The 13,246-nt window shown below is 39.6% G+C and carries 12 protein-coding genes; 5 read left to right on the forward strand and 7 right to left on the reverse strand.

From position 1 onward, the window contains the following. The first annotated feature begins 13 nt into the window (after positions 1–13). Positions 14–958 carry a Dyp-type peroxidase gene (locus SH603_RS09555; protein WP_321533892.1) on the forward strand — a complete coding sequence of 315 codons (945 nt, stop codon included), beginning with the start codon at positions 14–16 and terminating at the stop codon, positions 956–958. A gap of 263 nt (positions 959–1,221) precedes the next feature. Beyond that, the gene (abc-f, locus tag SH603_RS09560; RefSeq protein WP_321533893.1) at positions 1,222–2,691 is read left to right on the forward strand and encodes a ribosomal protection-like ABC-F family protein; all 1,470 of its coding nucleotides are present in this window, start codon (positions 1,222–1,224) and stop codon (positions 2,689–2,691) included. A gap of 94 nt (positions 2,692–2,785) precedes the next feature. Here the strand turns inward: abc-f and SH603_RS09565 are convergent, their stop codons facing one another. Beyond that, positions 2,786–3,502, reverse strand: coding sequence for an alpha/beta hydrolase (locus tag SH603_RS09565; RefSeq protein WP_321533894.1), 717 nt, complete (start codon positions 3,500–3,502; stop codon positions 2,786–2,788). 178 nt (positions 3,503–3,680) lie between these two features. Here SH603_RS09565 and SH603_RS09570 point away from each other — a divergent pair, with 178 nt between their 5' ends. Further along, on the forward strand, positions 3,681–4,709 hold the full coding sequence (locus SH603_RS09570; RefSeq protein WP_321533895.1) for a YeiH family protein: 1,029 nt from the start codon (positions 3,681–3,683) through the stop codon (positions 4,707–4,709). A gap of 83 nt (positions 4,710–4,792) precedes the next feature. On the opposite strand, the gene SH603_RS09575 is transcribed toward SH603_RS09570, so the two are convergent. From SH603_RS09575 to ltrA, 3 genes are all read right to left on the reverse strand, one after another. Then, positions 4,793–5,332 (reverse strand): flavodoxin family protein, encoded by a 540-nt coding sequence (locus SH603_RS09575; RefSeq protein ID WP_169471403.1) that lies wholly within the window; start codon positions 5,330–5,332, stop codon positions 4,793–4,795. A 194-nt stretch (positions 5,333–5,526) separates the two neighbouring features. Beyond that, complete coding sequence (locus SH603_RS09580) at positions 5,527–6,441, reverse strand: PLP-dependent cysteine synthase family protein (protein ID WP_169473620.1); 915 nt, start codon at positions 6,439–6,441, stop codon at positions 5,527–5,529. 108 nt (positions 6,442–6,549) lie between these two features. Further along, on the reverse strand, positions 6,550–7,932 hold the full coding sequence (gene ltrA, locus SH603_RS09585) for a group II intron reverse transcriptase/maturase (protein ID WP_321533896.1): 1,383 nt from the start codon (positions 7,930–7,932) through the stop codon (positions 6,550–6,552). 726 nt (positions 7,933–8,658) lie between these two features. On the opposite strand from ltrA, the gene hemH reads away from it, so the two are divergent. Further along, positions 8,659–9,591 carry a ferrochelatase gene (hemH, locus tag SH603_RS09590; RefSeq protein ID WP_169471320.1) on the forward strand — a complete coding sequence of 311 codons (933 nt, stop codon included), beginning with the start codon at positions 8,659–8,661 and terminating at the stop codon, positions 9,589–9,591. A gap of 2 nt (positions 9,592–9,593) precedes the next feature. Continuing rightward, positions 9,594–10,898 (forward strand): Nramp family divalent metal transporter, encoded by a 1,305-nt coding sequence (locus tag SH603_RS09595; protein WP_169473091.1) that lies wholly within the window; start codon positions 9,594–9,596, stop codon positions 10,896–10,898. Positions 10,899–11,183: 285 nt separating this feature from the next. Here SH603_RS09595 and SH603_RS09600 read toward each other — a convergent pair whose 3' ends face one another. The 3 genes from SH603_RS09600 to SH603_RS09610 all read right to left on the reverse strand — a co-directional run bounded on the left by SH603_RS09600 (position 11,184) and on the right by SH603_RS09610 (position 13,238). After that, entirely contained in the window at positions 11,184–12,080 is an 897-nt protein-coding gene (locus tag SH603_RS09600) for an IS3 family transposase (RefSeq protein WP_318635981.1), read from the reverse strand. Further along, positions 12,080–12,613, reverse strand: a complete 534-nt coding sequence (locus SH603_RS09605; protein WP_169473092.1) for a helix-turn-helix domain-containing protein — start codon at positions 12,611–12,613, stop codon at positions 12,080–12,082. The genes SH603_RS09600 and SH603_RS09605 overlap by 1 nt, the downstream gene beginning before the upstream one ends. 79 nt (positions 12,614–12,692) lie before the next feature. After that, entirely contained in the window at positions 12,693–13,238 is a 546-nt protein-coding gene (locus SH603_RS09610) for a class I SAM-dependent methyltransferase (RefSeq protein ID WP_169471439.1), read from the reverse strand. Positions 13,239–13,246: the final 8 nt, after the last annotated feature.

Consider the following 13,246-nt stretch of genomic DNA (forward strand, 5'->3'; position numbering starts at 1 on the left):
GAGGATGAAGCTAATGGTAATGAATCCTAATAAAGCACAAGACGTTTGGAAAGACGCCGGTGAACATGTCCAATTTACTGTATTAGAATTAAAACGAGAAAATCAAGCAAAGGAACAAGAAGCAATTCAAGAATTTGTTGAACGGTTCCAAGCAATTACTCGATCACTGCGAATTCGGGATAATAAGGGTAATCTTAAAGTTTCTTTAGGCTTTAGCAACGACGCATGGGACTATCTTTTCCCAAATGCCCCTAAACCCAAAGAATTAGAAACTTACCAAACATTAACCGGGCCAAAATACAAAATGCCTGCCGCAAAAGGAGATATTTTCCTCCATATTCGTGCAAACGATGAGGCTGCAGTTTACGAATTCATGGCTCAAGTAATGCTCTTTATTAGAGATATTACTAATGTTGTTGATGAAACAAAGGGCTTTCGCTATTTTGAAGGCCGGGCCATTATTGGCTTTATTGATGGAACTGAAAATCCGGAACCTCAGGATGCTGCTGAATACGCAATTATTGGTGATGAGGATCCTACGTTTGAAAATGGTTCATATGCCTTTACACAAAAATGGCGGCATAACATGGACATTTGGAATAAGCTAACTACTGAAACGCAAGAAAAAGCTGTTGGACGAAAGAAGTTTTCTGGCTTAGAATTAAGCGAAAAAGAGAAGTTTAAGAATGCTCATAATGTCGCTTCCCAAGCGGAAATTGATGGTATTGAACAGAAGATTGTGCGCATGAATGTTCCATATTCAGACCCTGCCGCTGATAATACTGGAACTTTCTTTATTGGTTATTCACGGCATTGGACTGTAACTAAGAAGATGCTTGAAAATATGCTTGAGCAAAACGATTATCTCCTAACTTTCTCTGATATTTTAGGTGGTCAACTCTTCTTTATTCCTTCGCGTCCAATGTTGGATCAAATTGCTGAAGGCGAATTAAATTAGTTGATTGACAAGTTGAAGGCAAATTGCTATATTATTAGCAGCAAATTTTAGGAGGGATCATCCATTGAAATTTTAATTCTACACAATTTAATGTATCTGGAACTGTGGATTCACGCAGAAAGGTACTACGGGTAGAATTATTTTTCAATGATTGATCAATAAATGAGAACTAATGGGCCAATACCATTAGTTTAAAAGTCTACCTGTAGTGGTGGGCTTTTTTTCGTTACCTTTTCTGCGAGTAACGAAAGGGTGATTTTTTAATGGAACCAATCACGATAAATAATTTAACTTTTGCTTATCCGGGACAAGAACCACTTTTTAATCATTGTGATCTTAATATTAGCAGCGATTGGAAACTTGGTCTTCTTGGACGAAACGGTCGGGGCAAAACCACACTACTCAAAATCTTGCAAAAGCAACTTTCCTTTCAAGGAAGTATTCAAACCAATCTTAAGTTTAACTATTATCCATTAGTAATTCGTGAACCGAATGATTACACATTGAATGTCCTTATGAGAAGTGGCTATCAAGGTGAGCAATGGCAAATCGAACGAGAATTAAATTTGATGGCAACTCCCACAGAATTACTATGGCAACCTTTCAGTAGTCTTAGTGGTGGCGAACAAACACATGTGATGCTAGCAACCCTTTTTGCCCAGGATGGATATTTCCCCCTGCTTGACGAACCGACTAATCACCTTGATCAGGATGGTCGAAAACAAATTGCTCAATATCTAAAAGCGAAAAAAAACGGCTTCATTATCACTAGCCATGACCGAGATTTTCTCGATAAAGTCATTGACCATTCATTAGTGATTGAACAACACCAGCTTGTTTTAACCCATGGTAATTACAGTGATTATTTCGTTCATAAGGAGCAACGAGATTCTACGGCCATCAAGAAAAACGAAAATTTATTAAAAGATATTCATCATTTAAAGCAAACACGTCAGGCAAAATCTCAATGGGCTCAACAAGCAGAAAATGAAAAGAAGAATAATTTGCATGCGGATAAAGGCTTTATTGGTGCCAAAGCTGCAAAAATGATGAAAAAAGCAACCATAATGAAAGGACGCTTAGACACCGCAATCGAGGAACGAAAAGGACTTTTAAAAGAGATTGAAAATGTTGTTCCGCTAACAATTAATGTCCTCCCCACTAATCATCAACTATTGTTAAGCATTAATGATCTAACGTTATCGTATCCAACTAAACAACTCTGTTCTAATATCACTACAACCATTAAAAAAAATGACCAGGTCCTGCTCTGTGGGAATAATGGTACTGGAAAATCTAGTATTATTAATGCAATCATTGGGACATTCAGTGGTAAGCAAAGCGGAGATATACTTTTTAGCAGTACCCTTAAAATCAGCACAGTACGTCAAGATTATTCTGATAATCATGGAAGTTTACGTAGTTTTGCATCTTCTTCTAAAATCAACTACGATCAATTTCTTAACCTTTTTCGTAAATTAGGAATGGAACGTACTACTTTTGATGTTCCGATTGAAGAAATGAGTATGGGACAACAAAAGAAGGTTGAACTAGCACGGTCATTAGCTGAGCCCGCTCACCTTTATTTATGGGATGAGCCGCTAAATTATCTTGATACCTATAATCAGCAACAACTAATTCAGTTAATTCAAGAAAAGCGACCACCAATGCTAATTGTTGAACATGATCAAAATTTTATTAAGCAAATTGCCACAAAGAAAATTGAAATTTAATATTTCCTGGGAAATAATCAACTTTACCAACTTAATGTTAAAAAGGAGCTTCACGCGACAAAATAATAGTCGTTTGAAGCTCCATAATTTTTAGCTAAATTAAATTCAACTCAGTTAACCACTCAAGAAATAGTGGGAACCACTTTCCCATATGCGTATCTACCCGATCATTATTAACAATACCAGTATATTCGTTAGCTAACGCGATTCCATGTCCCCCAGTGCCAAACTCATGTAATTCATATGGAATATCATGCTTAATTAACGCATCTGCATATACTTGAAGGTGATCAACAAAGGGAGTCAGTTCATCTTTTGCCGATCCCCACATAAAGGTTGGTAGTGTTTGCGGATTTACCAATTTTGCTACATTTTCTGTTGTAACCCCCATGCGTTCATCAATCAAGGGTTGAATAACAGGATATCCTAATGCGGCAAATTTAGCATGTGTTAGTTTTTCGTTACTATATGCAGCGGCAATTTGGCCTCCTGCAGAAAAGCCAATAATCCCCAACCGATCAGTGTCAACATCAAATTCAGCTGCATGGTTGACGATATATTCAAATGCTTGGTGAACCGCTATTTTGGCTTCTTCATAATTCTTATGCTCAACTACCGGATATCGTACAACAAATGTTTGCCATGCATGGGTTGCAAACGTTAATGCCACCCGTTCGGAATCTCGTTCCATAATCTGGTTATAACTGCCTCCTGGCAAAATAACAAGGCCAGGTAAAGCTTTATCAGTATGACTATGATAAATGTCTAGAGACGAATATGGTTGATCTAAGTTAACACTTTTAATTTCCATTTTCTCACCTCATTTTGATTTTTAAATGTTGAAATTACAAAGAATAGTATAACCTTAATCTGAGATAAACGATACAATTAAACAATTTGTTATTAATTTCTAAATTCCCTCTTGTTTATCACGACACATTTGTTAAAGTGGTAAGGTATTAATTATTATTTGGGGGTTAGAAAATCTAATGAGTATTATGAAGACTAGGTCATTCTGGATTGCTGCCATTATGACCTTAATTTGTTCTGTTGCTGGGGTGCTTTTAGCAAAACTACCTTATGTCAACTTAATCGGGGCATTGGTTATTGCTTTATTATTAGGTATTGCCATGCAGTTGACTCCTGCTAGCTTGCGGAATGAGGCTCAAGGCGGCATCGGATTTATTTCTAACAAATTTTTACGGCTTGGTATTATTCTTCTTGGTTTCCGCTTAAACCTAGAAAAACTTGCTGCCGCTGGGGTTAAGACTATTTTAGTTGCGGCTATTGAAGTTACCGGCACGATTGTCCTTACTTATTGGCTTAGTCGAAAGTTTGGTGCAGAAGATGAATTAGCTATCCTTTCTGCTTGCGGCTGTGGTATTTGTGGAGCGGCTGCTGTAATGGGGGTTTCACCACAAATTGAAACTGACAACGAGGAGCGCAAACGAGAAAATGAAGTATTAGCTGTTGCTGTTGTTTGTGTAATGGGGACAGTCTTTACTTTAGTTGAAATTGGAATAAAGCCACTCCTCGGACTTACCGATCCACAGTTTGGAATTGTGGCTGGTGGTTCATTATATGAAATTGCTCATGCCGTTGCAGCCGGGGGAGCTTTTGGTGAAGCAAGTTTAGATAACGCCCTTATTATGAAACTTTCACGGGTTCTTCTCTTAGCGCCAGTCGCTTTAATTGTTGGTTACTGGTATCAACACCGCCTTATAGTTGAAAGTGAAGAAGAACATACTAAAGAACCAAAGAAATTACCAATTCCTTGGTTCCTCGGCGGTTTTATTTTAACTAGTGTGTTAGGAACCTTTCTTCCATTCTCACCAGCCTTTCTTGATGCACTTGTTCAAGCAGCCTATATCTTTTTAGGAATGGCAATGGCTGCATTAGGTGTTTCAGTAAACTTTAAGGTTATTTTTAAACGTGGAGGGGCCGTTTTTGGTGTGGCTGCGATTAGCTCAACCTGTTTATTGGTATTTATGATTATTATGAGTAAAATATTCTTCTAGATTATTAAAAGCGTTAAATTGAGGATTTATTTTAGACGGCATATAGTCTTTCCGCCAATTTAACGCTTTTTATTTATATTCTTCTATTTAACTGTCTTTCCTAGCTGGTAAGCTTCTTCAACGTGTTTAGCCAGTTTTTGATTATTCCAAGAATCAGCTGCGAGTACCTCTCCTACTTTATCCCAACGCATATATTCAAGCAATTGCTTAAAATATAAGTTAAGTGAAGCAAAGGCATCTGCTTGACCATAACCACTCACTAAAGTAATAGCTTTCTTTCCGCCGTGAAGTTCATGGTTATAGCTGTAGAAACGATCAATCACTGCTTTTAGCGCTGCATTGATCCCATAATAATATAGCGAACTAACCAAGACTACCATGTCTGCCGCTAACAGCTTAGGCATTACTTCATTAGTAATAACATCATTCGGTTCAATCGCAACTTCTTGTCCGGGATGATTGTCCTCCAATTTAATCATCGAAAATTCATCGGTCCGGCGTCCAGCATCAAAGCGATAAACTTCATTTTCTGCTTCAGTTGCGCCCTTAACAAAAGCATCTGCTAATTGCTCAGAAGTTCCTGGATGATGGGGACTTCCTGTTAATACAACAATCTTCATCATGATCCCGTCCTTTCTTACTTAATTATAGTGATAGTTCGACTAAATTAGAAATAGAAACATTGAATATTAATAGATAACTAAAATGAATTAACGATGCCAACTAAAGATTTTCAACCAATTTACCTTAGCTCGCTCTCGTTTTTGTTCTTCTTTAATGTATGAACGATCCGTAATGAAATGAAAGATATTCATGCCTATTCCTCATAAATATGTTCACTGAGGTAACGTTCGCTTGAATCAGAAAATACCGTGACTAAATTAGCCCCGTGCGGTAATTCTTTAGCAACTTCTAAACTTGCCGCAAGCGCAGCCCCACTAGAGCTACCAATAAAGAGGCCGAGATTTTTAGCAACCCAGCGAACATAATAGAATGCATCCTCATCACTGATTGTTTTTACCCCGGTATAATCTAAATTCTTGAAGAATAGCGGAATAAATTCAACGCCAATTCCTTCTGTACGGTGACTATGGGCTGGGCCCCCATTTAAAATCGATCCGGCTGGTTCAACAATATAGCCTTTCAACTCTGGGTAAGCATCTTGGAGCGCCTTTTGAATCCCCGCAAAAGTGCCACCACTTCCTGCCCCAGCTACAAAGGCCGCCAGCGGTTTATTAGCAAGATCAGCTAAAATTTCTGGTCCCAAGGTGTGCTGATAAACATCAGGATTCGCTGGATTCTGGAATTGTAAAGGCACATAAGCATTCCCAATTGCAGCCGCCAATTCTTTTGCGGCCGCAATTGCCCCCTTAATTCCCTCTTCACTCGGGGTATTAATCACTTCAGCTCCTAGCGCACGCATTAACGTTTGCTTTTCAAAACTAAACTTTTCTGGCACCACTAATTTAACTGGTAAATGGTATTTTAAGGCTGCTAAAGCAACTCCAATTCCTGTATTTCCGGCCGTTGGTTCAATAATCGTTGTTGTATCTGTTATTTTTCCTTCTTCCATTCCTCGCTGGATTAACGCCATCCCCAAACGATCCTTAATACTGCCACCAGGATTAAACATTTCGAGCTTAGCATAAATATTAACGTCATTCGGAGTCTTCATCGGCAGGTGCATCAAGGGGGTGTGACCAATCAAATCATAAGTATTTTCAACTAACATAATGGTTCCTTCTTCCTCAGAATAATCGAGTAGGAGATAATTGATTAGTTCAATTATCGACCTCTCACACCACCGTACGTACGGTTCCGTATACGGCGGTTCGACAACTTAATCACATTGAATTGACTGGAGCGTCTTGGACATATTCATAAGTCCGAGTTGTTCCAGTTTTCTATTAGTTAGAGAATAGCTCAAGGTCTTACTATGTGCAGTTCGCCAGTAGCCCTTTCGGGTACTAGCGAAGACATATGCATCACGCTGGGACATCCCCAACTTCTGTAAGTTAGTTACCTTAGTTTTAAACTTTTTCCATTGCTTCCAAATATACTGCCTTATTCGGACCCTCAACCACTTGTCAAGGCGTTGAATAAAGTTAGTTAGTTTCCCAATTGAGTAGTACTGAAGCCACCCACGCATTTTTCGATGAATTTCTTCAAACATTCTTGTCAGAGATATTCCACGATTACGTTTAGTTAATAACTTCAGTGCTTTCTTTACTCGTTGTTGCGATTGTTTAGCTGGACGGGCGTAGGCCCCATTGTGGTCTACACCCAACGAAAAGCCAAGAAACTTCAACCGTAGCGGGCTACCGACTTTGGTTTTATCTGGGTTCACTTTAACTTTCAAGCGCTTTTCTAGAAACTGGGTAATGCTTCGCATTACTCGTTCTCCGGCTCGTTGACTTTTAACATAGATGTTACAATCATCCGCATAGCGCACAAAGTGGTGACCACGTCTAGTCAACTCTTCGTCCAACTCATTTAGATAGATGTTCGCCAGTAGTGGTGACAATGGCCCTCCTTGTGGGGTTCCTTTTTCACTCTTAGCGAAAAGCCCATGGTCTAAGACTCCGCTAGTTAGAAACTTACGAATGAGTCTTAGTGTCCATGGGTCATCAATATATTGTTGGAGATACTTAATCATCAAGTCATGATTAACGTTATCAAAATAGGCTTTTAGGTCTAAGTCGACAACTCTTCGATAACCTTGATTATAAAGATCTACTACTTTTGAAATAGCGTCATGGGCCCCACGGTGGGGACGGAAGCCAAAGCTATTATCAGAGAAAATACGCTCAAAGATAGGCGTAAGAATTTGGGCTACAGCTTGTTGAACCATTCGGTCCACCACCGTTGGTATTCCAAGTCTTCTTACTCCACCATTAGGCTTCGGAATTTCTACCCGTTTGACTGGAGCTGGTTTATACTTGCCCTCACGCAAACTAGCGATCAGTTCCGTCTTATTTTCTCTGAGATATGGCAGAAGGTCATTGACTGTCATATCGTCAACGCCTGCTGCTCCTTTATTTCTCTTAACTCGCAAATAAGCCTGATTAAGGTTATTGCGATCCAAGACCAGGTCTTGGATAGTGACACTCATACCTTTACCTTCACCATAACCGGTACTACGCGCCCTTGTGTACTTTCGGTTTTCCAAACCTATCCTCGACAAGCGGTCAGCTTGTTGTTCTGTTTTCTGCGATTGTCGCACCTGATTACACCTCCGATATAAGTTACAAGTTATTGTCGTTCAGTCCTTCATCTGATTATTCAAACTACTATGACCTCGGCTGACTTCTGGCTTACTCAACACTGCATCACTGCACCGCTTGTTTCTGTGGAAATTAAACTTATTCCTCTTGTCGGAAACGTGTAGGCCAGATCTCCCCGGGTAAGAATATTAGCTTTCGTACCATGTCATCGTTAGCTTTACTGAGACCAACTTCGAGTAGTATTGGACTTCAACTTGTCTAGCAGCCTTATCCAGTTAATTCCAGCCTTATAGCTACTTCTTGTTCATCGATGCAGTACTTTGCCTTAGACTTCCTTCAGATTCCACCTCACGGTGGACACCCTTGTCCTCAGCTCATGGTTCCGACTACTACGGCCCATAGCGGACTTTCACCACCTAGCTAATACCCATGCCGGGCGCACTACAAAAAGGCGCAAACTCAAGAAATAATCTTGGATTTGCGCCTTATGTGTTATCAACTTGATAGTAATTCAATTAAAAATGAGTATACCAAAAAGTGAGTCGCATAAGACGCGATTCACAACAACAAATATTTGCGTTAACAAAATAATTGTTTTCCATTGGTAATTTCCTCGTATTTCAAATTACAGTAATAATAACTAGTTAAAAGTAAGTTGTCAAGAAAATTTACATAGACAGGTGTAAAATAAAAAAGAATCATTTTATAAAACAGGAGCGCTACACATGAAAAAGAACGGACTATTATTAGTCAATCTCGGTTCACCCGATACGCCAACAACTCCCGACGTTAAGCGTTATTTGAAAGAATTTCTCAGCGATCGGAATGTTATCGAAATGCCACCAGCACTATGGCAACCACTCCTTCGCGGAATTATTCTTCCAACGCGGTCATGGCGATCAGCGACTTTTTATCGTAATTGTTGGACAAAAGATGGGTCTCCATTGATTGTCTACACAGAACGGTTGGTTGCTAAGGTTCAGGAATTGATGCCGGAGTGGATTGTCAAAATGGCAATGACCTATGGCAAGTCTAAAATTAGTGACACAATTGTCGAAATGAAAAAGGAATGTCAAAATATTACCGTTCTCCCTCTCTTCCCTTTTTTCACTAAAAGCACAACCCAAACGATCATTGATAAGGTCAAAAATGCTGATCCAGAAGCGAAAATAATTGATCGTTTCTCGGCAGAAGAAGATTATTTAGACTTATTGGCTAAGCAAATCCAAACGGCATGGGATAAAGGGAAATATGACAAATTACTCATTTCGTATCATGGAATTCCGACAGCCATGGTTAATCATGGTGATCCTTATCGCGATGAAACAGAAGCGGCCACCATGGAACTGATTAAACGCCTTGACATTCCCGAAAAGCAAATTAAGATGGCTTACCAATCTAAGTTTGGCCCAATGCCATGGTTAAAACCTTACCTCCGGAATACGCTGCTTAATGAGGCACAACTTGGGCATCGTGATGTGTTAGTCGTCGCTCCATCATTTGTGGCGGACTGTTTAGAAACATTAGAAGAAGATCAAGTGCAGAACTATCAAGTCTTTCGTGAAAATGGCGGAAATAACCTTGTAATGGTACCTTCGCTCAATGACTCACCAGAATTTGCTCAGTTTATTACTGATCTTGTGCAACGAAAGGGATAAAAATGGAACGGAAAAGTTTAGACGAAATCAATGGGAGTGTTGATGTTCCAAATGTCTATCAAAGTGCATTTTGGCAGAAATTTCTTGCTTATAGTGGGCCAGGTGCTTTAGTCGCCGTTGGTTATATGGATCCAGGAAACTGGTTAACATCTCTTGCTGGTGGTAGCCAATACCACTATCAGCTATTAGTGGTTCTTTTTACCGCCATTTTAATCGCTATGTATATGCAATCTTTATCAATCAAACTCGGCGTTACCACCCGAACCGACCTCGCCCAAGCAATTGCGCGGCGTTTACCTACTCCCCTGCGAATTGCCTTATGGTTATTTAACGAAATCGCCATGATAGCAACAGACTTAACCGGAGTCGTTGGAACTGCTGTCGCCTTAAATATGCTATTTAAACTACCATTGCTCATCGGGGTGCTATTAACAATTGCGGACGTTTTAGTAGTCCTCTTCTTCCTTCATTTCGGGATCCGCCGAATTGAATTTATCGTTTTAACTGCTATTCTGGTTGTCGGTGCCATCTTTGCGATTGAAGTATGTCGGGCCCACCCTGAATTTTCCGCGATTATGGATGGCTTTATTCCCCGTTCCACGATTTTTACTAATCACAGTGAGTTGCTAATTAGTTTAGGGATTGTCGGAGCCACGATTATGCCCCATAATATTTATCTTCATTCCTCCCTGGCGCAAAGTCGACGCTATGATGAGCATGATCCAAAGCAAGTCAAAGAAACGCTCCGTTTTGCTAATTGGGATTCATTAATTCACCTTTTTGCGGCCTTCGTCGTCAACGCCCTTCTGCTTATCCTTGGTGGAACCCTCTTCTTTCATGCGGCAAGTCTCGGCAGTCTTGAGGACGTCTTTTTCGGGCTAAAAAATCCCCATATCGTTGGTACTCTAGCAAGCCCATTAATGAGTTGGCTCTTTGCCTTTGCCCTTTTGGTAACTGGTTTAATCTCCTCCATCACTAGTACCTTGGCTGGACAAATTGTCATGGAAGGATTTATCAATATTCGCCTCCCACTCTGGAAAAGGCGTCTCCTTACGCGGGCCGTAACCTTAGTACCAATCCTAATTATCGGCTTCATGATTAATTTTAACGAAGAGCAATTTGAGCAACTCATCATTTATGCGCAAATCGTCCTCAGTATCGCCTTGCCATTTACGCTCTATCCCCTTGTTGCTTTGACGGGCAATAAGAAACTGATGGGACCACATGTTAATTCACCATGGCAAACCGTCCTTGGATATGTTTTGGCTAGTTTGGTTACTGGGTTGAACTTACTAGTGTTGGTATAATTTTTATTTATCATTATAAATTCAATAGATAAATACCCTTATTTTCAGTTATCAGTGTTTAAAAAAGTAATCAAATATTGTAAGATAATAATAAATTTTGTTGTAATTTTTGATGCAATAAAAGACTGGGCACTATTTACTTTTGGGAGAGTAATTTGATATAAAAAATTTTTATCTTTGGTGTGACGTTTTTAGCAATCTCATTTTACAACTGAATTAAAGAAGCAGGGCTGAACGGTATTTATGTTCTGAAGTGCAAGAAAAAAGTTAGACAAAATTAAAATATTAAGCTGCTAAGGCATGATTTCGGTATTCGACTGGAGTCATGCCTTTTGTTTTTAAGGTTGTTCTGACATGATTAAAGTATTGAACATAGTCTTGAGAAAGTTCAATTAATTCTGTGATATCTTTACATGGCAGAAATCCTGCTAGTAACTCGGTCTTAAATAAGTGAAAGAAACTTTCTACTGGAGCGTTATCTAGGCAATTTCCCTTCCGGGACATACTTTGAATGAATTGGTGATCCGCCAATTTTTGGGTATAGTAATCTAACTGGTAATGCCAGCCCTGATCCGAATGGATAACTGGATGAGTGTTATCAGGCAGATTGGTAATTAATTCTTCTACGGTTTTTACAATCAGTTCTTTGTTTGGACTGATACTTGTTTGGAAAGCTAGAATTTCTTGACTTGCTTCATCAATCATCGCTGAGATGTAAGCCCACTGATGATTAGCTAAACGGACCTGTGTCACATCAGTATGAATAACATGATAAGGACGTTTTTCATTGAAGTTTTGTTTTAACCGATTGTCCGCAATCTTACCAACCGTACCATGGTAAGATGAATACTTACCATTACGATGGCGATTATATAAGGTTACTTGAATATTTAATTCCCGCATTAACTTGCGAATAGTATCTCCACTCAGGTGTAATCCTATTTGATCCAGTTCCATTTGAATACGACGATAGCCTGCGGTCCAACGTCCACGAAGTCTGAACCGTTGGGCAATCTTTAGGATTTGAACTTTAGTTTCTTCGTATTTGTCGTGGGAGTGGGCAATTCGTTTACGTTCATCATGATAGGTTGCCTTGGCAAGCCCAATGGCTTGGAGAAGATCGCCAATCTTATAGCGCAGTTTCTTTGGTCGCTGTGATTGATCGTCCCTGATCTGATCCACTATTTGGGTTTTCTTCCTGGCTTTGAGGGTCCGAACAGGGACAGCGATTTTTTTAGAATATCACGCTCCATTTTAGTATCATAAAGTTCTTGGTTCTTCTTCGCTAATTCTTCCTTTAATCGTTCCAGCTCACTCTTATTAGCGAGCTGACGAGCCTGTTTTTTAGTATGTTTCACTTTAGACGGCCTACCTTTCGGGTGAGGCTTCAAAGCTGTAATACCGTCCCGTTCAAATTGCGAGCGCCAGCTCGAAACTTGCGCTGTTAAAATATTAAAGCGAGACGCTACTTCAGCCATCGAATCCTCATGAGTTTGGTAGTAGTCTATCACATTTAGTTTAAAATCGGTGGTAAATATTCGTTTATGGCGCCGTTTTTTAAGTGCATCGATTCCTCTCAATTGGTATCTCTGAACCCATTCCGCGATACGTCGTCCACTAATTTGATATTTTTCACTTAAATCATTAGTACTTTGTGAAGTCGAAAGGTATTCTTGAACAATTTGGGCTTTCAGTTCTGGTTTATATTTAGTCATACAAAAAAGTGCCTCACAATCATTAGATTTCTTGTCTAACAATTGTAGGGCACTTCATTCCAAACCCTGCTTCTTTATTTTAGTTTCGTCGCGCAATCATCACGCGCTGTCCACCCATTTGTTTAACTTTAATATCTTTAAACTGATAATATTCCAGTAGTTGCCGATAACGTTGCACAGTAGTAGCAGTAATCACTATGGTTCCCTTAAAATCGAGGATCCTTATCGCTTCTTGTAAAATACGTCCCTGCGTAATTGCTGGTCTTACTTGCTGAAGGTTATTAATTAAAACATAGTCAAACTGATGACCAACGAAAGGCAAATTAGTAATATCAGTCGATTCTACTTTCGCGCGATCAGCTACTGCCTCTTCTTTGATCAGTTCTTTTAATTTTTGTTCCTGCTTTTCATTTGTAACCACCCCAATGATTTTCCCTGGAGTAGTCAATTGCTTGGCAAGGTTAATAAACGTTTTTCCATTACCGATGCTCATATCAAGGATTTGAACATCCCCGCGTATCGATAAATCAGCACTTATCTTTTTCCAGACCTGTTGCCTTTGCCAGATCAACCATCCAATTATCCCAGCAACTATAACAATTACGATCCCAATTCCGGCTATCAATTCTCTTC

This window comes from Limosilactobacillus reuteri (assembly GCF_034259105.1).
Lineage (GTDB): Bacteria > Bacillota > Bacilli > Lactobacillales > Lactobacillaceae > Limosilactobacillus > Limosilactobacillus reuteri_G.

Coding starts and splice junctions, on each gene's coding strand:
- SH603_RS09605 (WP_169473092.1), bottom strand. CDS start 12,613: ATGACTAAATATAAACCAGAACTGAAAGCCCAAATTGTTCAAGAATAC.
- SH603_RS09570 (WP_321533895.1), top strand. CDS start 3,681: ATGAGTATTATGAAGACTAGGTCATTCTGGATTGCTGCCATTATGACC.
- abc-f (WP_321533893.1), top strand. CDS start 1,222: ATGGAACCAATCACGATAAATAATTTAACTTTTGCTTATCCGGGACAA.
- SH603_RS09555 (WP_321533892.1), top strand. CDS start 14: ATGGTAATGAATCCTAATAAAGCACAAGACGTTTGGAAAGACGCCGGT.
- hemH (WP_169471320.1), top strand. CDS start 8,659: ATGAAAAAGAACGGACTATTATTAGTCAATCTCGGTTCACCCGATACG.
- SH603_RS09575 (WP_169471403.1), bottom strand. CDS start 5,332: ATGATGAAGATTGTTGTATTAACAGGAAGTCCCCATCATCCAGGAACT.
- SH603_RS09595 (WP_169473091.1), top strand. CDS start 9,594: ATGGAACGGAAAAGTTTAGACGAAATCAATGGGAGTGTTGATGTTCCA.
- SH603_RS09565 (WP_321533894.1), bottom strand. CDS start 3,502: ATGGAAATTAAAAGTGTTAACTTAGATCAACCATATTCGTCTCTAGAC.
- SH603_RS09580 (WP_169473620.1), bottom strand. CDS start 6,441: ATGTTAGTTGAAAATACTTATGATTTGATTGGTCACACCCCCTTGATG.